Source organism: Prevotella veroralis DSM 19559 = JCM 6290 (assembly GCF_000377625.1).
Taxonomy (GTDB): Bacteria; Bacteroidota; Bacteroidia; order Bacteroidales; family Bacteroidaceae; genus Prevotella; species Prevotella veroralis.
In genome coordinates this window covers 262,258-282,848 of record NZ_KB898325.1, presented here as the reverse complement: position 1 = coordinate 282,848, position 20,591 = coordinate 262,258, and the positions used below count along the sequence as shown (strand labels likewise).

Genomic DNA, 20,591 nt, shown 5'->3' with positions numbered 1-20,591 from the left:
AGAAACAAAGTTACTTTCCTATATCACCATACTTACAACCTCTTTTGAGGGAAAAGTATGGTGCTTTTTAATTCTTATTATTGCTGTTCGGTAAATTTTTTCCATATAAAACGCGAGTTCGGGTTAAGACTGCTTGAGTCATTATATGTGAAGAAGAAGTAAAATGAGAAAAAGTAGCGGAACCATGAGTATGTTTAGGAACTTTACGTCCAAACCAATCTTTAGAAATCGATCCAGTATAGTCATTTAACGCCCTTGATATCAAACTATCTTTATCATATCCGACATAAAGAACAAGTTGTCCTGCAACACAACATTTCTCAACTAAATCTAAAGACAAAGCATCAACCATCTCCTGTACAACAACTTTTGCTTTCTGAAATGTATAACCCTCATGTAGTACTTGACCACTACTCATAGAATTACATTCTGGACGATAAGCTTTCACCATTTCCATTGTACATGGTTCCCATCCCCAAGCATGATCTATCAATAATTCTGCATTAACGCAAAGAGCTTATAAAACAATTCTTCATGCTCAATAGAATAACGAGCTATCTTGCCCATAGTATCAATTCTATAAGCATATAATCGTTGGACAATACCATGACCTACACGCCAAAAGTCTGTAAGTGGTTTATGATCCCATAGATTTTTACGATAACTATGTTCATCTAATTCAGCAATTCTAATTCCATCCTTATCAGCAGGTATATGCTTTGCCACGATATCCATCGCCACCTTACAAAGATATAAGTTAGTTCCTATACCTGCTGTAGCTGTTTCCCAGTCTCACGAAGAACATCACGAATTATCTTCATTGCAAAATCATGAGTTGATAGTTTAGAACTGTAAAGGTAAAGTGTAGCGTCTATAAACTCCTCATCTATCGAATACACATGTATATCCCCTAGTGCTACGTATCGCAAATAGATACTATATATCTTGACACTATGTTGAATACTATGCGCCATCCTTGGGACTGCTGTGATATAATCGACCTCCCAAGCCTTGTGTTGCTCTAAATCAATTGCATAGGAAGACTTACCTGTAAAGCTACCTTCCAACAATTCTTCCTTTCGTTTATTATAAGACTTCGCGCAATCGTTGAACAACCTCAAATAAACGTGCACGCCCTGGTAAACCATAAGATTTAAGAGAAGGTGATACCGCTAAGCAAATTGTCTTTTCCGTTCTACTGACATCTGCAACGACAAGATCAGTTGTCAAAGGATTCAAGCCACGCTCAACACACTCTACACTGGTATAGAACGATTTAAGATCTATGGCAATATGAGCTTTTGAATGTGGATCACAAGATGTCTGCACTATAAGTAATCCTGAATGTAATAAAGAATCTATTTATTGATAATCCTTTGTATTATAATTTACATCAAACAATACTTCTGATGGCTTTTTTTCAGAATGGTAAGTATAGTGGAAGTTGAATCCTGCATCCTTATAAGCCTTCGTTCCTGCATCAGATCTTAAAGCCTCTTTCAAGACTTGCCGTAATTTACCTTTCTGCTTATCAATGACCAATCTATTATCAGCCATACTAACAAGCGTATTATAATAATGAATAGCCCGGGTAGCTGGTTCAAAGACCATACTATCCATTCGTACATTATCTACTACAGGAGTTGGACACTTCTTCTCAGTAAATTCCTTACATTCTTGGGCAGCTCTATCTTCCAAGCTCCTATGACAAGAAGAACAAAATGCCACCATTAAAGCAAAATAGAATAAACGCTTCATAATTAATTCTTTTATTATTATTTCATTGGAATATATCATAAAGTAGATTCCAAATGAGCTTAATCCTCTATCAAATATTCTTTGCAAAGATAACAAAAAATAGCTAATTTCCTATTTTACCATTCCACATTCTCAGAATTTATGATTATATTTGCATCTCGAATTATAGAACGAACTGATGGATCATATAAGAAATTTCTGCATAATTGCCCACATTGACCATGGTAAATCAACGTTGGCCGATCGTCTTCTTGAATACACCCAAACGATAAAGATTACTGAAGGGCAGATGCTTGACGACATGGAGTTGGAGCGCGAGCGTGGCATCACGATTAAGAGCCATGCCATTCAAATGGAATATACTTTCGATAAGGAGAAATATGTATTAAACCTTATTGATACTCCGGGACACGTCGACTTCTCATACGAAGTATCACGCAGTATTGCTGCTTGTGAAGGTGCTCTGCTTATTGTTGATGCGACTCAGGGTGTACAGGCGCAGACAATCTCAAATCTTTATATGGCCATTGATCACAATCTAGAGATTATCCCTGTCATCAACAAGATTGACATGCCTAATGCAATGCCAGAAGAAGTCGAAGATGAGATTGTCGACTTGATTGGTTGTGATCCAGAAGATATTATTCGGGCAAGCGGAAAGACTGGTGAAGGCATCCCAGAGATACTTGAGGATATTGTTAAGCGCATTCCTGCACCAAAAGGAGATGTGAAAGCCCCTCTACAAGCACTTATATTCGACTCTATCTTTAACTCATTCCGTGGTATTATTACCCTTTGCAAGGTCGACAATGGTGTCATAAAGAAAGGTGATAAAGTAAAGTTCGTTCAAACAGGAATGGAATATACTGCCGATGAAGTTGGTGTGCTGAAAATGGATATGATACCCACCAAACAACTTTCTACAGGTGAAGTGGGTTATATTATATCTGGCATAAAGAATGCAACAGAGGTAAAAGTTGGTGACACCGTTACTCACATTGATGCTCCTTGCAAGCATGCTATTGAGGGATTCCAAGAAGTAAAGCCAATGGTTTTCGCAGGCGTCTACCCTATTGATCCAAACGATTATGAGAATCTTCGTGCCTCTCTAGAGAAATTACAACTTAACGACGCCTCACTTACATTCCAACCAGAAAGCTCACAGGCTCTAGGATTTGGATTCCGCTGTGGATTCCTCGGATTACTGCACATGGAGATTGTGCAAGAACGCTTAGACCGTGAATTTAATATGGACGTCATTACCACGGTTCCGAATGTTAGCTACATGGTTTATGACAAGCAGGGCAACGAGAAGGAGGTTCATAATCCTTCTGGTTTACCTGATCAAACAATGATAGATCATATCGAAGAACCTTTTATAAAGGCTTCTATCATCACTTCAAGTGATTATATTGGTCCTATCATGACTCTATGTCTTGATAAGCGAGGTGAATTAGTTAGTCAGAACTATGTAAGTGGCAATCGTTTGGAGTTAATCTTTATGATTCCATTAGGTGAGATCGTAATAGATTTCTATGACAAGCTAAAGAGCATATCAAAGGGGTATGCCTCTTTCGATTATCACATAGATTCTTTTCGCCCTTCCAAACTAGCGAAGCTTGATATCTTGTTAAATGGAGAGCCTGTAGATGCTCTTTCTACATTAACACACGAGAGCAACGCTGTCACATTCGGAAGAAGAATGTGTGAGAAACTAAAGGATCTGATTCCTCGCCAGCAGTTCGACATTGCAATTCAAGCTGCTATCGGGGCTAAGATTGTCGCAAGAGAGACTGTTAAGCAGGTTCGAAAGGACGTTACCGCTAAATGTTATGGTGGTGATATTAGTCGTAAACGTAAACTTTTGGAGAAACAGAAGAAAGGTAAGAAACGTATGAAACAGATTGGGAATGTACAGGTTCCACAAAAAGCCTTCCTTGCTGTATTGAAATTAGACTAAAGGACAAGAAAAAGAAAGGATAGGAAAAAATGAAAGAATTAGCAAATGATACTAGAGATATTGCACGTGAATTAGCACGCAAGTATAGTACTATGACGCATGAGGAACTAGATGTTCTTGAGAGCATCTTGGTTCCAATGAAATTTAGCAAAGGGCAGATGATTCTCCGTGAAGGCGAGATCTGCAAGCACTTTTATTATGTTGAAAAAGGACTTGTACGTCAGTTCTACTTTAAGAATGGAAAGGAGATAACAGAGCACCTTGGAGAAGATCATGGTATAATAATGTGCATCGAAAGTCTTTTTCAAGAGGAACCTACAAAGCTACAAGTAGAAGCATTGGAGCCAACACAGATTTATGCTCTTCCTAGACAGAAACTAGAGCAAGTGGCTTTACACAACGTGAACATACAGATTCTGTATCGTAAAATACTTGAGGAAAGTCTGATTATTTCACAGATACATGCTGACCTTGTGCGCTTTGAGACAGCTCAAGCCCGATATAAGAGAATGTGTAAACTGAAGCCACAGGTAGTACTTCGTGCTCCTCTTGTTTACATAGCCAGTTATTTACAGATGACGCCAGAAACACTAAGCCGTGTTCGTTCATCTACACTGCTTGATGATTAAAAGGAACTTTATTACAAAGTAGATAGAAAATTAGTTTTTGTCATGTCGATAAATAAAATCTTATAACTATAAGATCCATGATTTACGACATGACAAAAATCGTTTTATAGCTTAGCCAGTATCTCTTGTGGCTTCTCTACAAATAAGGTTGCACCATGCTTTATTAGGAACTCTTTATCTCGGAATCCCCAAAGAACACTAATACAAGGCAATCCACTATTCTTAGCCGTCATTACATCTACATCACTATCACCAACATAAACGGCACCTTCCTTTGGTGCGCCCAACTGACGAAGTGCCTCTAATACAGTATCTGGAGCAGGCTTCTTACGAATATTTTCTCGTTCTCCAATTGCGACTTCTATTGTATCAGCAAAGAAATGGCGAGCAAGTTCTTGAGTTGCAGCATAAAACTTATTGCTTACAATAGCTAGTTTCTTTCCACGTCGTTTCAACTCTCGAAGCATTCCGATTACACCTTCGTATGGACGCGTCCTATCTAAATTGTGCTTTAGATAATGTTCACGAAACTTTGCATATACTTCTTCAAAACGAGGATTCTGCTGACCATCAGGGATTGCACGCTCCATCAGAAGTTTAACCCCATTACCAACAAACATACGAACTTCCTCTGTTGTTCTCTCTGGCATACCTGCCCAGCGTAAAGCATAATTAGTACTAGCTGCTAAGTCATCTAAACTACTTAACAACGTGCCATCTAAATCAAAGATATAAGTATCGAAATCTTTCATTATCCTTCTTTTTACGGTGGACAAAATTACTCAATAATACATAGAATAGACTAACTTTTATCTTAAATTTCAAAAAAAGTATTGCTCTACATCACGTACTACAACACTTTTAATGGAGAATTATGTAACTTTGCAACATTGATAAATTAAGCATAACAAGATGACAAACAAATCGAAGAATAACAAGAATCCGAAGAAAAAGCTAATATTAGCAACAGTCTGCGTAGTGTTGATTGGTATTAGTTACTTTCTTTTCTTTGCTAGTATGTCTCGTACAGGGAAAGAACAATACGTCCTTATAGACCAAGATGATAATATAGATTCAGTCTATAACAAACTTCAACCATTATCAACCCCACAAGGTTTTTGGGTCTTCAAACAATTATCAGAACTCATAGGATACAAAGATAATATTCGTACTGGTCGATTCTCTGTCGGATCAGCAGGTTCACTCCAAACATTCCGTCATATCCACAACGGCTTACAGGCACCAATAAAGTTAACCATAAAGTCCGTAAGAACTATAGATGACCTTGCCACGGAGATTAGCAGTAAGATGATGTTCTCACGTAGTGAACTTCTCTCTCAACTAAAATCTACAGCAACATGTAAGAAATATGGATTCACACCAGAGACCATTCCTGCAATGTTTATTCCCAATACATACGACTTCTATTGGGACACTTCTGTAGAGAAGTTCCTTGATAAAATGTCAGAAGAAAGTAAGAGGTTCTGGACATTTGAACGTAAAGAGAAAGCAAAAGCCGCAGGACTAACAGAGAACGAAGTAATCACATTAGCTAGTATCGTTGATGAAGAGACTTCAAACGTGGCGGAAATGCCTAAGATTGCAGGTATGTATATCAACCGATTGCATATCAATATGCCACTACAAGCCGATCCGACCGTTAAGTTTGCTACAAAGAACTTCACCGCACACCGTATCTATCAGAAATGGTTGACTGTAGATAGCCCTTACAACACCTATAAGTATCGCGGTTTACCCCCCGGTCCTATCCGTATACCATCAGTTGAGGCGATTGATGCCGTATTGAATTATGTGCATCATGATTATATCTATATGTGCGCAAAAGAGGACTTTAGCGGAACACATAACTTCGCAAAGACATACGAAGAGCATCAAATAAATGCAGCAAAGTATGCCAAGGCTCTTAATGTAAGAGGCATTCAATAAGACAACGAAAAGACGGCAACTAAGACTTCTGAGATACCAACTAACTGGTATTTCAGAAGTTTTTTGTTGTCTATTCTTCACAAAACAAATAGAACGAAAGTGTTCGAAATAATCCTTAGTTTCCGATATTAATTTATCTTGAAAAAGACCAACATTCTAAGTCCCAAATAAGTTTAAGTTAAAGTACAATTGACGTTTAAGTTAGAAATCGATCATACTTTAAGTTAGTGTCCTATCATATTCCTATAAGAGCTATCGCATTATACAAACGTGTATAACCAATTATACAAACGTGTATAATGAGTTATACAAACGTGTATAATCGATTATACAAACTTGTAGAACATCGTACATTAACTTAAAATACATTTGTACTTCAAGTTAGAGGGTAATCGTATTGTAACTTAGATGATGATTGCACTTCAACTTAGAGGGCAATCGCACTTTAACTTAAACGTCAAAAGCATACTAATAAGAACCGATCCAGAGGAAGATCATACCGAGAATGACAAGGCAAAGGTCAAGTGCTTTTGCCTTCAAGTTCTTCTCTCTAAAGAGTAATGCTCCACACAAGAACGATACTATTACGGAACCACGACGAACCATAGATACAATCGAAATCATTGCGCCTGGTAAGGAGAGGGCATAGAAATAAGCAAAGTCTGCCATCGACAAAAAGATAGAGATGAGTAAGATGCTCCATTTCCAAGAGAACTTAACTTGAGTATCAGTTCTGCCCTTGCGCTTGTATAAGTAGGTAAGGAGCACTATTGCCATCATCAAGCATTGGTAAATATTGTACCAACTTTGTGCCAACATACGATCCATCCCCACTCCACCACTCTCTGGACTTGCCATTAAGTATTTGTCTAACAAGCCACTACAAGTACCCATTAAAGCCGCTAATAATAAGAAAAGTATCCACGTATTATGTTTGAAGTCTATACCTTCTTTCTTACCACTTCGAGCCAAAAGGAATAAGGAGATAATGGCGAATATTACACCTATCCATTGCCATACATTTAAACGTTCACCGAATACAACCATAGCTCCCACTAATGTCATAACTGGACGCGTTGCATTAATAGGACCTACTATCGTTAGGGGGAGATGGGCTATGGCAAAATAACCAAATACCCAAGATAACAAAACGATTACACTCTTCAGTATGATCCACTTATGCATTCCCCATCCTCCTACTCCAACTTGCAGAACGCTCCCTTCTAATAAGTTCGTATATTGTGAGAGCAATATAAGTGGGATGAAGATGAGGGAACAAAATAATGTGTTAAGAAATAAGACGGGAATTACATCATTACCTTTCAAAGAATACTTCTTTGAGGTATCGTACAATCCGAGCAAAGTTGCAGAGACAAATGCTAAGATAATCCACATGGAAGCCTACCTTAATATTTTATATCCCACAAGAAAAGGGCATTGCCTGGCATGCTCTCACCCGCATCACTTCTCGACCCATTATTTACAATAGCTTGAAACTCCTCTAAGGATAATCGTTCTCTTCCAACATCAACTAAAGTACCAACTATGGAACGTACCATGTTGCGTAAGAAGCGGTTAGCCGATATAACGAAACACCAATTAGTGATCTTATCTGAAGTTACTAATGCTTGTTCCGCCTTACATGGAATCCACCGTGCTTCTGTCAGATTACAGATGGTTGTCTTTACATCCGCACCTGTCTTGCAAAAACATTTGAAATCTTTTTCTCCTATCAGATAGTCGGCTGCCTCATTCATTTTATCAAAATCCAACGGATAGTGAATCTCACATGAGTATTGACGTGAGAAGGGCTGCTTCGTTGTATGTACATAATAATGATAGGTACGGGATGTGGCGGAGAATCGTGCATGTAAGTCTTCACTCACAGGTACAATCTGACTAACAGAGACATCACGGGGTAACAATCGATTGAGTTTATAAACCAGTTGCTGGCAATCTATAGTCTTATCTGTATCAAAGTGAGCAACCATCATCCGTCCATGTACACCCGCATCTGTACGCCCAGCCCCAGTTATACAAACCTCTTCACGTAAAAGAGTTGATAAGGAACGTTCCAGTACTTCTTGTACAGATATACCATTAGGCTGAACTTGCCAACCATGATAGGCTGTCCCATCATAGGATAGTGTTATAAAATATCGTTGCATAATTGCGTGCAAAGGTACACAAAAATTAGCTAAACTCTATCTTGCCAATATAAAAACTCCATAATCTCCAAGCTGTCAACAATGCCACATAGTAAAGGATAATATGAAGAGAGGAAATATGAAATTGCTCCATACTAGCACCTGGCAGACAGGCAAACCAATGTAGAGTGTTATTCAGCCATTCGATAGTTGCAGAAAGACACTTGCTAATAAACAAAGATAAAGAGGATAATGGAGCGAATAAGAACAATAAACCTGTCATGTAAATGATTAGAGTTGTACAGGGCACTGCTATCAAACTACAAGGAAGTGAGACGAGCGACACTCTGTCAAAGTAATAGGCAATTAAAGGTAGGCTTCCTAACTGGGCTGCCACGGATAATGCAATCATTGAGCATAGCCACCGCATGATAGTAAAGTGCAGAAGTTTTCCCTTTCGGAACGTTGCTATTATGAGTGGATAGAATAGCATGATACTCCAAACTGAAGCAAAAGATAACTGAAAGCCTATGTCAAACAAATTATAAGGATTAATAACAAGCATGATAAAGGCTGTTAATGACAGGGCATTCACTGACAGACGTTCCCTATTTAAGAGGGTAACAAACGAATAGATAGATAACATAAGTGCAGAACGCACAACGGAGGGAGAAGCACCCACTAACATAACGAAGAGCCAAACGCCAAAAAGGATGATAGGCTCCGTTGTGAACTTACTACGCAAGAAGGGAAACAACCTACTACACCAACTCATTATAAGCACAAGCATGCCATAGATAATTGTTAGATGTAAGCCCGACAAAGCTAACACATGACTTGCGCCAGTTATCGAGTAATCTTCTTTTAAGTTCTTGTTTAATAGTGTTTTATCTCCAACAGTCATTGCCGTAACTATAGCCAAATTATCACCTTTAAGATTCTTCTTTAATTGGCTTAACACCTTATGCTGATAGCGTTGGAAAGCAATAGAAAGTCGCTGGGACAAATTGAGTTTATCAAGGCGAATTTGTTTCTTTTGCCATTGGTTATAGTAAATGAATGTCTCAGCAATATAATCATGCAGTCTTAACCATCTAGCATAATCAAAACTCCCACCTAAAAGATTCGTTGGCTCGGTAAGACGGGCAGACGCAATAATACCATCACCTACATGTAAATGCTTATAATTATTTGTCAAACTATCACGTAATATTCTTGCTTTTATCTTCATGGGCTTTGACTGACTAACTACTAACAAGTCTGCCTGGATAACCTTCCCCACTACAACAGGTTCTGTTAGTAAAACAGCCTCAAAGGTTATCTCCCTTTGTGGTAAGCTGACATAATTAACTCGTTCTTTCGCCGTGAAGACGGTAGCCCCCAATAGGAAGATAGAAAGCAGAAGCAATGCACTTTGAATGTATTTCCAACGCCATGATAACATTGTCAAAGTGATTGCAAACAATAGGAAACCACACCAATAATATAGTGTGATAAAATTGCCCGCAAATTGCCCCATAAAGATTCCGAACCCAAATGGTATAAGCAACTTAACAAAGGGATACATCTTTAAGTCTACTTTCTCCTTCATAGTGTGCTACTTCATGTATTGCTCACAAATATAGGCAATTATTATGAAAAAACAAAGTAAATGTGCTAGTTAGCTATTATTAATCTTGTTAGATTTATAAATAATGACTACCTTTGCCACATGATTTTCTATTTCTCTGGTACAGGTAATAGTCAATGGGCAGCGAAGACGTTAGCTTTACAAACCCAGGATGAGTTATATTCTATCGCTAAGATTATTAAAACCGATTGTACGTTTCGATTAAAGAAGGGCGAGCAAGTTGGTTTTGTCTTTCCTGTACATGGATGGAGAGTGCCACGCATCGTTAGGGTATTCCTACAGAAACTTAAACTTACAGATGAAGAGGATCAACCACTAAAGCATCATTGTTTCTGCTTAATGACCGCAGGAGACACAATAGCCAAAGCTATGGAACGATTCCAACAGCACCTGTATGAAGTCCCTATTGGAAGGATGTTAGAACTTGACTTTGTTGGTTCTGTCATCATGCCTGAGTCGTATGTGGGCTTACCAGGTATGGATGTTGACACAAAGGAGAAAGAACTTGAAAAGAAGCAAGCAGCAGAAGTCTATTTAAGAGATTTCGGAAAGAAGATCATTCAGAAACTGAAAGAGGATGATTATCAGCCTTATGGTTGGAAAGAACTCACGATTGGTCCGCTACCCTGGTTCTTCTCAGTCCCTATAGGTGGTTTCTTTGAGCGGTTCATCATCACAGACAAACCCTTTCATGTGGATAGTCAACGTTGTGTCAAATGTGGCATCTGTGCTAGCGTTTGTCCTGTTGCCGATATAAAAGGTGGCTTAGGTTACGAACCTGAATGGTTGCACAACAAGAAATGCCTCACCTGCTTCGCCTGTTATCATCATTGCCCACACCATGCTATAGAATATGGCAAGCGTACAGTGAAGAAGGGGCAGTACTTCTATAATAGGAATAGATTACATTAACATGCAATAAACATTATAACACTATAAAGACTAATGAATAAAAAGATTATCCTGTCATGTTGTATAGCTTTAAATGCTTTAGCGACATGGGCTGGCAAAGCTAATCCAGCTCCTTTCTTAATAACACAGTCGGATGGTACACAACTAACAGTGTATCAACATGGAGATGAACATGCCAGCTGGTCAACCACTACAGACGGAGTTCTACTAACAACTGTTGGTAAAGATTTTTATATAGCTCATATTGATGCAAATGGAAGGCTAAAAGCATCAAACCAGTTAGCTCATAACGAAGACAAGAGAACAGCTGCAGAGAAAGAACTAATTAAAAAGCAACTAGCAAGACATGACCTGTTTTTTAGCACACTTTCAAGACAACTACAACATGAAGCTAAGACAAGAGCCATTGGTACACGTACACCAGCTTATTTTCCACATACTGGTAGCCCTAAAGTCTTAGTGATATTAGCACAATTTAGTGATGTATCATTTTCTCTCCCCAACCCAAAGAAGAGTTTCAATGACTACTTCAATTTCGATTCAAGTAGCAGTCTCATGCCAGACTATGCCAATAATGAAAAAAGAAACCATGGAAGTGTAAAGCAATATTTTAAGGACATGAGTAACGGGCAATTCACCCCTCAGTTTGATATTGTTGGTCCAATAACCGTCCCTAATACAAGTATGTACTATGGTAAAGATGGTACAGAAGAAAATAATCATGATCTAAAAATAGCTGAATTCATTACTGATGCTTGTAATGCAGTAGCAGCACAAGGTAGCATCAACTTCGCTAATTATGATAGCAACGATGATGGATTCGTTGATTTAGTTTATGTACTCTTCGCTGGTTATGGTCAAAATGCAGCCCCTGAAACATATAAAGATGACCTTATTTGGCCTAAATCATGGACACTTCCAATTCCACTTGAGATTGGTGGCAAAAAGATTATGCGTTATGGAGTTAGTAATGAGTTAAATTATTTCCCTGGGTATCCTTTAAAAAGCGGGCCGAGTAAACGTATTAATGGCATAGGTTTATTCTGCCATGAGTTTTCCCATACTATGGGTTTACCTGATTTCTACCCATACAATAAGGAAGCCCAGAAAGATAATCAAGCTATGGAGATTTGGGATTTAATGGATGGTGGTGAATACACTGACAATGGTTATACTCCTACCCCTTATACTCCTTGGGAGAAGGAGCAAATGGGTTGGAAGACCTTATCTACAATCACAGAGACTCCATCTAAAGTAACTTTACAAGCTGATGAGGCTTTGAAGATCCCTACATCTTATGCAAAGGAGTACTTAATACTACACAATATTCAGAATAAGGGTTGGGCATCAAAGCTTCCAGGTCATGGTATGCTTGTTTATCGTGTAAATTATGAACTAGACAATGTTAACAGCAATGATCATGTAAACGATGTACTAGGAACACCAGGAATGACCATTGTACCTGCCGATAGAGAACTTATTTCAAGCTATAGTGCTAAGACGAAAGAAAAAAGAAAAGCATATATGGCGAGCTATGCAGGTGACCCTTATCCTGGAAGTAGAAATGTTCAGAATATAGGTCAGATTGTACTTAATCACAGTACACTTAACAAACCTCTCTTTCATATTACAGAAGATTCTGCTAATGGAGACATCACTTTTGAGTATCTCAAAGACTTAACTGCTGGTATCAACGATATTACTACAGGACAACAGATAATTGACAACCGCATCTACACGCTTGATGGTCGTTATGTTGGAACTGACAGAGACGCCTTACCACATGGCATCTACATTCAGAACAGACGGAAGTTTATTAAATAGATAAGATAAAGTAAAGCTAAGAAACAAATCAATCGGGTAAGAATGTAAGGGGAACTCCAAACATTCTTACCCGATTTTATTATACAAAGGGATAACAAGTATAAGATAATAGCTATTGTTTTTTAGAGCATTTACTAAGAGTTCACCACTTTCTCATGTACATATATACTACTTGAGTTTATCGTTCAACAGGCTCAAACAATGGATAGCTATAAGTACAACTAATAGAGTATTAAGGTACTTAGTTTTAACTAAGAGGGGGCAAGACAAATGCTCTACTCTATTTCTCCAAAACATCTGGAGAAGTATTACAAGTGCTTTGGAGAAGTTCTACAAAAGGCTTGTAATATCATGGAACATGTGGAACAGCCACTAAAAAGAACTCTTCATCAATTACAATTAATAAAATTAGTAGACATGCAAAGTGTGTTTTTCCATTACACTAAGTTATAAGGAACTAAAAAGGGCATGCCCATAAAGGACATGCCCTATATTTAGTTTGAACTCTTATTCTAATTAGAAGAAGAGATAACGATTATCAACTACATTTGCCTTGAGGATAAGGTCTTGCATAAAGTTACTCAAGAACTGCATGTTCTGTTGTGCTGCTTGCTGCATTGCCATAGCCTCGTTGTACTTAGAACCAGCACGAAGAGCCTTCTTTACAACCTGGAAAACATATACACCAGCATTACCCTTTACAGGATTCTTAGAGAACTTGCCTGCTGCAGTTGCTGCGACTGCACCTGAGAGAGCAGGCTCTGCAGAACCTGTAGCTTGTACGAAAGCAGGAGCTGCGAAGGTAATTTGGCTAACTGTGCTAACCTTAGCACCCTTAGCTTGAGCAGCTGCAATACTATTAACTCCCTTCAGTTTAGCCATCAACTTTTCAGCCTTCTTATCCTTGATTACTTCACGTTTAAGAATCTCCTTAACCTGTGGGTCATCCCAAGAACGATAACCTTTTGGATGGATAGCAGAAAGAACTATAACCATCAAGTGATCATTGTCACCACATTCATAAAGTGGAGAAACATCGCCTTGCTTAGCATCGAATAGCCACTTAAGTGCATCGCGCGTGCCATGTACACCTGCTACATAATGTTCTGAAGTTGAGACATCGTTAAGAGATTGTACATGATAGCCATACTTACTAGCATTCTTCTCAAGGTCGGCTACAGTTGCACTCTTAGCAACAAATTCAGAGAACTTATTGTAAGCATCGCTACGTGTTGCCTTAGAGAAATCAATAAGCTTCTTGATAATAGCAGCTGTTGTCTTTGTCTTCATAGCCTTCTTATCAACAACTTGTAGGATAATATTGCCCTGTGTAAGTGCAACATTTTGGATTGCATTTACTTCACCATTAAGGAGCGCCTCAATGTATGTACGGTTATCTTCGCTCATACTAGGAGCAGCCTCATACTGCTGACCAGTGAACCAAACCTTTTCGCCTGTCTGACCATAACGCTTTGCAATAGCAACGAAATCAGCACCACCAGCTAATGCCTTCTGTATAGAATCAGCCTTTGCATGAGCCTCTTCAGGAGTATTAGCAGCAACTTGTATCTGACGGAACTGAACAGAGTCGGGTAGTTGAGCCTTTGACATCACACGAATAATATTCAATGTATTGTCTTGCTTATTCTCAGTTACACCAGTTGTTCCAACAGCAAGAGAATCAATCTTTGAAGCTATGTCAGGATACTGCTGATAAGCCTTGCTACTTACAGGTAAGCCAAGATAAGGAATCATAGAGCCACTTTTGCTAATAACCATTGAAGGGTCAGTAGCTGTAGCAAGTTGCTTTTGAAGTGCGTTCATATCCTTAACAATCGCATTTCTATCAGAAGCACTAGCCTTAATCTGGTAATCAACGAACTTAATGTCGCGTGTTTCTGTATTCTGACGGAAAGCTGGTTTCAATTCCTCATACTTAGCTTTAAGATCTTCATCTGTAACCTTTACATCAGCATCTTTTATAGTACTATATGCCAAGGATGCAAGTTGAATCTCACTTTCTTCATTATTATCCTTGAATGCCATCTTAGCTTCAGCCTTATTTGAAAGAACACAACTAGCTAACAAAGCTTGATACTTCTGACCAAGGAGTTGCGTACGGAGATTCTTCTCAACAAAGAGCCAGTAGTCATAAATCGTCTGCATCTGCTCAAGCTGTGGAGAGTTTGAAGCCTTTGCCTTATTATAACCATCAAGGAACTGTTGGAGTGCATTAATATCAAAACGACCAGTTTGCTGATTTACAAATGGTGTCTGTGCTAACATTGGATTAGTACCATCGTTCAATACATTTGAAAGTTCCTGTTCTGTAACAGTCAATCCAACCTTCTTTGCATCAGCTTCTAATACACGATTATTAACCAATTGCTGCCAAACCTGATCCTTTACTTGATTAAGCTCATCCTCGGTAAGATTATCACGTTGCATGGTGAACTTAATTGCAGACTGATATTCATCAATCAACTTTTGATAATCCTGAACGCTAATCTTCTCGCCCAGAATCTCACCAATCTGCTGTCGGGTTTCGCTCTTTATTCCATTGCAAGAGCGGAAAGCTTCTTCAGCTAAGAAAGCAAATAAGGCCAAACCGATAGCGGCTACCAGTATACCTCCTTTGCTTCTAATTTTTCCTAATGCTGCCATTTTTAGATTTATTATTTGATTTTAATTATTTCTTCTGTACAACAAATTGCCCACAAAAATACGAAGAAAAAGGCAATTATCACAATTTTTCATGCACAAACTTAGTCAGTTACATCGACTTTTAGCTTCACAAGTTCAATTTTAGTCATGGTACTCTTGATTATCTTAAATTCATATTGCCCAATGGTTATAATCTCATTGAGTTTAGGGAAACTTTGATAGACATGTAAGATGAGTCCACCTATCGTCATGTAATCATCGCTCTCAGGTAGTTCCAAATCAAACATCTCATTAACTTTGTCAATCTCGAGACGAGCAGAAAGGACATATTCATTGTCTGAAGTCTGCTTAGCTACGTACTTCAAGTTATCATGCTCATCCTCAATATCTCCAAATATCTCTTCGACAATATCTTCCAATGATACTATACCACTAGTTCCACCGAACTCATCAACAACGACACCTAGACTCTTCTTCTGTTGAAGAAATACTTGCATAAGTTTCTGTGCAGCCATTGTCTCTGGAACGAAAGGCATTCGGCGAATATTATCACGCCAATTCTTTGGTGCTCTAAACATCTCTGAAGAGTGTATATAACCTTTAATATGATCGATGTCACCTTCATAGACTATAATCTTAGAATTACCACTTTCAATAAACATCTGCTGAAGTTCTTCAAGCGAACAATTCTCTTCTATGGCATTTATCTCAGTACGCGGAACCATACAATCACGCACTTTGGTATCTTGAAAATCTAAAGCATTTTGAAAAATCTTCACCTCATCCTCAATATCATCTTCGTTCTCAGCATTATCAATAGAACTTTGTACTAAGTAATCAAGATCAACTTTTGTAAACGTTCCATCATTTTCTTTCTCATCTATCTTTACTCCAAAAAGACGCAAAAGAACACGAGCAATAAAAGTTGTAAAACGACTAATAGGCCATAATACGATAAAGAAGATGTATGCTAAAGGAGCAAAGAAAGTAAGTAATCGGTTAGGATTACTTTTAAATAGAGTCTTTGGCAGGAATTCCCCAGTAAATAAAACAATTAGTGTTGACAATATCGTATCAAGTACAACACGAGTAGCAGGCTCATACGGATGAAAGAGTGTTGCATCGAATAGCTGTGCGAAAAGTATACCATAAACAACTAACACTATATTGTTTCCTACAAGCATAGTAGAAACAAAGCCATTAGGATTATTATAAAAAACAGTTAGACACTTTTGTGCTAAACCATTCTTCTCTTTCTCCATCTCAACAAGGAGACGATTACTAGACACAAAAGCTATCTCCATTCCAGAAAAGAATGCAGATAAAACCATTGTGATTACAATTTCTATAATTAAACTTATATCCAATTTCCTCTATCGTCTTTTTATCACAGAACCCTTCAGACTGTCAACATGACCAGTATCAATAGGCATATTACCAAGGTTAGAACCAGAAAATATTTTGTCATTTGAGAATATTCCCCACCCTTTCGTTTGGCGAATCTCATAATCTGTCATCTGTTCATCACTTCTAAACCAATTTCCTTCTAGTTCTTTATCAGGAGTCTTGAGATGTGAATAAGTATGTGACCACATCTGATGATTACGTTCATCCCAATAAAGTTCATTGCTATAAAAAGAGAGTCCTTGGGCTGTAAGTATTCTCACATGCCCATGTAATTCCCAACGGCGATCTTGATCATAATAAACAGCTGTATCACACTGAATATAACCTACAACATGCTTCTTTAAATTAAACTGAGTAAGTAAGATTCCTTTATTAAAGGTCCACCTAGATGGTTTCTTATTCTCATTGACATCCCATTGTTCTGTTACAATTCTATATTTGATAACACCTGAATCTGATATAAGAGTATTAACACCATACGTGGTCATGACTGGAACAGAGTCACGATCACGTATAGCAGAAGCCATGTGCTCATGTTCTTCAGAACAAGAGATCATAGCATAGCCCATTATAATGAATGCGGAACTTACAAATAATATAGAAAGGTTGGAACACATATTATTCAACCTTAAACTTAGCAAACCAACGCTCATTGAACGTTAAACCAACATTGATTCGGAACATGTTCTCTTTTACAAAACCTATTGCACTACGGTTTACCCATTCAGCACTAATATTCAAGATGCTACGATTGTTATAGGCATTAACGATTGGAATACCAACACCGAGGCTTGCGGATAACTCGCGAGGACCATCTTTTCCATTTATCTTTAGGTATGGACTCGCATAGCTAATACCTGCTCGATAATGCATACGATCGAAGAATCCACGATAACGTTCGCCCTTGCAATAGTCACCACCTAATGTTAATTTGTGGAGATCTTTAAACTGTCCACCTACAAGTCGATAGTTCATGGTAGTACCATTTACATCTAACTGTGGATATTTAATCTTAGCCCACTTCTGCAATTGATAATCAACTCCTATCTTCAAACGATTGTCATGATTCCACATCATACCTACACCATAAGCGTTAGGAAGTTCAAATGCATCTGCAAGAATATAGCTTGTCGTATCCGAAACACCAGTTTGTGAATTCTTTGAAACCACAGAACACTTTGAATCAGAATTCAATTTATGACCTAAAGAATAAGTCAAGCCTAAAGTCAATTTATTTTTCCTATCAAGTTTCTGAGTATATTGTACACCAAAGTCAATTTTATAACTCTTAACTTGTGAAGCATATTCCTTGGACAATGTGTTAACGTAAGTATCACTATAAGTGTTAATGACATTACGGTTCAATGAGCCCCAAAGATAAGAAGCATTTGCGCCAAAAGCAAAGCCTTTGAATGGTGACCATCCTGCACCTAAATACACTTGGTGCAACCCTCCATTACCACTATATATATTAGAAAAAGTGGCATTTGGAGATGATGGATTATTAAAGGCATTGATATTCTTTGTATTGCTAAAGTTGTAACCAACATTCGAATAAGGTAATACTCCAAAGCTAACACCTAAATGCTTGAAAGCACGGAAAGAAGCAACTATATATTCTAGATTAGCATTCTTTGCATTGACCTTATGACCATTCTCTTCATAATTAGTCAAATGAAGTCCTACTCCTGCATCAAAAATAAAAGAAAGAGAGTCAACAGAAGCATAGGATGCGGGATTCATATAATTAACCTGATTACGCTCATGGAAGCCATACGCCAATCCATTCATACCACGATTAAATCCTGTTGCTTGTGACGCTAAAGCTCCTAACCCGTATTGGCTGTAAGGCGAATTGGTACCACTTTGAGCAGAAGACTGTACAACCACTCCTGCCAATAGCACTACTGCTATAATCTTTCTCATCCGATTTCTTTTTCTGGTTTGACTATAATGTCTAAACAATATAATGGCGCAAAGTTATTAAAAAAAATCTATATAGCGGAAAAACGATAAGGGATTTTGTTTTTTAATAAGCTTTCTTTGTGCTCTCAAGCTTTTTTGTTATCTTTGCGGTCGATAATGAAAAAGGGATTGCTATATATTATAACAATGTGTCTTCTGTCGGTCTTTCAGATAGCAGTAGAAGCACAGCCTGTGAATCATAATAACGATAGCTGTCAGATTTCCCTCTTGACATGTTCACCTGGAAAAGAGATATGGGCTCAGTACGGACACACTGCAATCAGATATAATAATAAGGTGACGGGGCAAGACATTGCCATTAATTATGGTCTATTCTCATCTAATCAACCTTTCTTCATACTTCGTTTCATCTTTGGATTAACAGACTATCGTGTTGGTGCAGAACCAATGGATATGTTTCTTGCCCAATATAGTTATGAAGGGCGTGGCGTCATAGAACAAGTTCTAAATATATCTCCTAAAGATAAGGAACTTATTGGGAAAGCTCTAGAAGAGAACCTAAAACCAGAAAATCAGGTTTATCGTTATAACTTCTTCTATGACAATTGCACTACGAGGGCACGAAATATGATAGTTAACCACCTACATGGAAAAGTCATATATCCTACGTCCAAAGGGCAAGAACCAACATTCCGTTCATTAATACATGAGTGGAATCATAATTATGAATGGTCGCAATTTGGAGAAGACTTATTATTAGGAATAAACGCAGATAGAAAGGTTTCACAATCCAAACAGCAATTCCTACCAGATAATTTAAGACGTGATTTTGCTAAAGCAATATACAATGGAGCACCTATAGTAATGGAGACACATGAACTATTAGAACCACAAAACACCATTATTAATACAGAAACTCCTTTATCTCCACTATCTGTAGCATGTATATTTGTAATCTTATGCACCATAATGATGATAGTAAGTAACCGCAAACATAAAATGTATTGGATATGGGATACAATACTTATGCTAGCAGCAGGACTTATCGGAATCATCTATTTTATGATGCTATTCTCACAGCATCCATGTGTAAGTTTCAATGTTATTATTTGTTTCTTCAATCCTCTTCCACTGTTCTTTCTTTATAAGACTATCAAAAAAACGAGGCGACAAGAGACTAATATATGGTGGAAGATATGGGGATCGCTCATTATATTAGGCTTCATTGGTGCATTCTTCCAACGCATTCCTACTGCAGTCTTAATTGTGGCATTATTCTTGCTTTTATACTGCGTATTACATATTAGACTGGATAGACCAGTTAGAAAATATAATTAGAAGTGAATAAGTACATCACCACTTTACTTGTAATTCTTGCCTCAACAGGGGTAGAAGCACAGACCTATCAGTCTGCGCTTAGAATTGCATTGGGTGATACTACAATAGAGGATCTATGTCATAAGCAGGCATTTAAAGGTATAGAACAGGATATTCTCTCTATCCTCGATGCAATAAAACAGATAAAAGAGGAAGAAGAGATAGAGCCTGCACAAAGTCAAATTGCATTTATTGTAGACTTATCTAATAAATACACTCCGGTATTTATACATTATACACATCATATACAACAATTATCCTCTTTCCTCCCTAACCCTTCGTTAAGGACGGGGATTAAGATTCGTGCACCTAACTTTACCTCTATATAATAGAACCTAACAAGTTCAAAGGCGACATCCATATACACAATAAGTTAAACACGTGTATGGAATAAATAGATTCAGAATAAT

General features: G+C 37.9%; 16 protein-coding genes and 1 pseudogene. 7 read left to right on the top strand and 10 right to left on the bottom strand.

What is annotated here, in order from left to right; translation table 11 throughout:
• Positions 1–124 precede the first annotated feature (124 nt).
• Positions 125–1,329 (bottom strand): annotated as a pseudogene (locus tag D464_RS12410) (Y-family DNA polymerase); the annotation flags it as partial.
• A 33-nt stretch (positions 1,330–1,362) separates the two neighbouring features.
• Entirely contained in the window at positions 1,363–1,758 is a 396-nt protein-coding gene (locus D464_RS0101225; RefSeq protein ID WP_024985853.1) for a hypothetical protein, read from the bottom strand.
• 178 nt (positions 1,759–1,936) lie between these two features.
• Between D464_RS0101225 and lepA the strand changes: the two genes are divergently transcribed.
• Together lepA and D464_RS0101215 are read left to right on the top strand one after the other, a co-directional pair.
• Positions 1,937–3,718, top strand: a complete 1,782-nt coding sequence (lepA, locus tag D464_RS0101220; RefSeq protein ID WP_018909789.1) for a translation elongation factor 4 — start codon at positions 1,937–1,939, stop codon at positions 3,716–3,718.
• A gap of 29 nt (positions 3,719–3,747) precedes the next feature.
• Positions 3,748–4,347 carry a Crp/Fnr family transcriptional regulator gene (locus D464_RS0101215; protein WP_004383700.1) on the top strand — a complete coding sequence of 200 codons (600 nt, stop codon included), beginning with the start codon at positions 3,748–3,750 and terminating at the stop codon, positions 4,345–4,347.
• Between the two features lie 104 nt (positions 4,348–4,451).
• Here the strand turns inward: D464_RS0101215 and D464_RS0101210 are convergent, their stop codons facing one another.
• Positions 4,452–5,099: an HAD family hydrolase gene (locus D464_RS0101210; protein ID WP_018909788.1), complete on the bottom strand. Its 648-nt coding sequence runs from the start codon at positions 5,097–5,099 to the stop codon at positions 4,452–4,454.
• 160 nt (positions 5,100–5,259) lie between these two features.
• Here D464_RS0101210 and mltG point away from each other — a divergent pair, with 160 nt between their 5' ends.
• Positions 5,260–6,294 (top strand): endolytic transglycosylase MltG, encoded by a 1,035-nt coding sequence (mltG, locus tag D464_RS0101205; protein ID WP_018909787.1) that lies wholly within the window; start codon positions 5,260–5,262, stop codon positions 6,292–6,294.
• A gap of 468 nt (positions 6,295–6,762) precedes the next feature.
• Here the strand turns inward: mltG and D464_RS0101200 are convergent, their stop codons facing one another.
• The 3 genes from D464_RS0101200 to D464_RS0101190 are packed head-to-tail and all read right to left on the bottom strand — an operon-like array spanning position 6,763 to position 10,032.
• Positions 6,763–7,689 carry an EamA family transporter gene (locus tag D464_RS0101200; RefSeq protein WP_018909786.1) on the bottom strand — a complete coding sequence of 309 codons (927 nt, stop codon included), beginning with the start codon at positions 7,687–7,689 and terminating at the stop codon, positions 6,763–6,765.
• 11 nt (positions 7,690–7,700) lie between these two features.
• The gene (truA, locus tag D464_RS0101195; protein ID WP_018909785.1) at positions 7,701–8,462 is read right to left on the bottom strand and encodes a tRNA pseudouridine(38-40) synthase TruA; all 762 of its coding nucleotides are present in this window, start codon (positions 8,460–8,462) and stop codon (positions 7,701–7,703) included.
• Between the two features lie 25 nt (positions 8,463–8,487).
• Positions 8,488–10,032 carry a ComEC/Rec2 family competence protein gene (locus tag D464_RS0101190; RefSeq protein ID WP_018909784.1) on the bottom strand — a complete coding sequence of 515 codons (1,545 nt, stop codon included), beginning with the start codon at positions 10,030–10,032 and terminating at the stop codon, positions 8,488–8,490.
• A 120-nt stretch (positions 10,033–10,152) separates the two neighbouring features.
• On the opposite strand from D464_RS0101190, the gene D464_RS0101185 reads away from it, so the two are divergent.
• Both D464_RS0101185 and D464_RS0101180 read left to right on the top strand, forming a co-directional pair.
• A complete protein-coding gene (locus tag D464_RS0101185; protein ID WP_018909783.1) occupies positions 10,153–10,983 on the top strand; it encodes an EFR1 family ferrodoxin in 831 nt (276 codons plus the stop codon).
• A gap of 33 nt (positions 10,984–11,016) precedes the next feature.
• On the top strand, positions 11,017–12,807 hold the full coding sequence (locus D464_RS0101180; RefSeq protein WP_018909782.1) for a M6 family metalloprotease domain-containing protein: 1,791 nt from the start codon (positions 11,017–11,019) through the stop codon (positions 12,805–12,807).
• 516 nt (positions 12,808–13,323) lie between these two features.
• On the opposite strand, the gene D464_RS0101170 is transcribed toward D464_RS0101180, so the two are convergent.
• The 4 genes from D464_RS0101170 to D464_RS0101155 all read right to left on the bottom strand — a co-directional run bounded on the left by D464_RS0101170 (position 13,324) and on the right by D464_RS0101155 (position 18,804).
• Positions 13,324–15,471 (bottom strand): peptidylprolyl isomerase, encoded by a 2,148-nt coding sequence (locus D464_RS0101170; protein WP_018909780.1) that lies wholly within the window; start codon positions 15,469–15,471, stop codon positions 13,324–13,326.
• A 101-nt stretch (positions 15,472–15,572) separates the two neighbouring features.
• Positions 15,573–16,838 carry a hemolysin family protein gene (locus tag D464_RS0101165; protein WP_018909779.1) on the bottom strand — a complete coding sequence of 422 codons (1,266 nt, stop codon included), beginning with the start codon at positions 16,836–16,838 and terminating at the stop codon, positions 15,573–15,575.
• Positions 16,839–16,844: 6 nt separating this feature from the next.
• On the bottom strand, positions 16,845–17,447 hold the full coding sequence (locus tag D464_RS0101160) for an LptA/OstA family protein (protein ID WP_018909778.1): 603 nt from the start codon (positions 17,445–17,447) through the stop codon (positions 16,845–16,847).
• Positions 17,448–17,496: 49 nt separating this feature from the next.
• Positions 17,497–18,804 (bottom strand): hypothetical protein, encoded by a 1,308-nt coding sequence (locus D464_RS0101155; RefSeq protein ID WP_018909777.1) that lies wholly within the window; start codon positions 18,802–18,804, stop codon positions 17,497–17,499.
• 156 nt (positions 18,805–18,960) lie between these two features.
• Here D464_RS0101155 and D464_RS0101150 point away from each other — a divergent pair, with 156 nt between their 5' ends.
• Both D464_RS0101150 and D464_RS0101145 read left to right on the top strand, forming a co-directional pair.
• Positions 18,961–20,142 (top strand): Lnb N-terminal periplasmic domain-containing protein, encoded by a 1,182-nt coding sequence (locus D464_RS0101150; protein ID WP_024985851.1) that lies wholly within the window; start codon positions 18,961–18,963, stop codon positions 20,140–20,142.
• A 2-nt stretch (positions 20,143–20,144) separates the two neighbouring features.
• The gene (locus tag D464_RS0101145) at positions 20,145–20,510 is read left to right on the top strand and encodes a hypothetical protein (protein WP_018909775.1); all 366 of its coding nucleotides are present in this window, start codon (positions 20,145–20,147) and stop codon (positions 20,508–20,510) included.
• Positions 20,511–20,591: the final 81 nt, after the last annotated feature.

Excerpts from the sequence above, each read along its gene's own strand:
- D464_RS0101225 (WP_024985853.1), bottom strand. The coding sequence starts at position 1,758 with ATGAAGCGTTTATTCTATTTTGCTTTAATGGTGGCATTTTGTTCTTCT.
- lepA (WP_018909789.1), top strand. The coding sequence starts at position 1,937 with ATGGATCATATAAGAAATTTCTGCATAATTGCCCACATTGACCATGGT.
- D464_RS0101215 (WP_004383700.1), top strand. The coding sequence starts at position 3,748 with ATGAAAGAATTAGCAAATGATACTAGAGATATTGCACGTGAATTAGCA.
- D464_RS0101210 (WP_018909788.1), bottom strand. The coding sequence starts at position 5,099 with ATGAAAGATTTCGATACTTATATCTTTGATTTAGATGGCACGTTGTTA.
- mltG (WP_018909787.1), top strand. The coding sequence starts at position 5,260 with ATGACAAACAAATCGAAGAATAACAAGAATCCGAAGAAAAAGCTAATA.
- D464_RS0101200 (WP_018909786.1), bottom strand. The coding sequence starts at position 7,689 with ATGTGGATTATCTTAGCATTTGTCTCTGCAACTTTGCTCGGATTGTAC.
- truA (WP_018909785.1), bottom strand. The coding sequence starts at position 8,462 with ATGCAACGATATTTTATAACACTATCCTATGATGGGACAGCCTATCAT.
- D464_RS0101190 (WP_018909784.1), bottom strand. The coding sequence starts at position 10,032 with ATGAAGGAGAAAGTAGACTTAAAGATGTATCCCTTTGTTAAGTTGCTT.
- D464_RS0101185 (WP_018909783.1), top strand. The coding sequence starts at position 10,153 with ATGATTTTCTATTTCTCTGGTACAGGTAATAGTCAATGGGCAGCGAAG.
- D464_RS0101180 (WP_018909782.1), top strand. The coding sequence starts at position 11,017 with ATGAATAAAAAGATTATCCTGTCATGTTGTATAGCTTTAAATGCTTTA.
- D464_RS0101170 (WP_018909780.1), bottom strand. The coding sequence starts at position 15,471 with ATGGCAGCATTAGGAAAAATTAGAAGCAAAGGAGGTATACTGGTAGCC.
- D464_RS0101160 (WP_018909778.1), bottom strand. The coding sequence starts at position 17,447 with ATGGGCTATGCTATGATCTCTTGTTCTGAAGAACATGAGCACATGGCT.
- D464_RS0101155 (WP_018909777.1), bottom strand. The coding sequence starts at position 18,804 with ATGAGAAAGATTATAGCAGTAGTGCTATTGGCAGGAGTGGTTGTACAG.
- D464_RS0101150 (WP_024985851.1), top strand. The coding sequence starts at position 18,961 with ATGAAAAAGGGATTGCTATATATTATAACAATGTGTCTTCTGTCGGTC.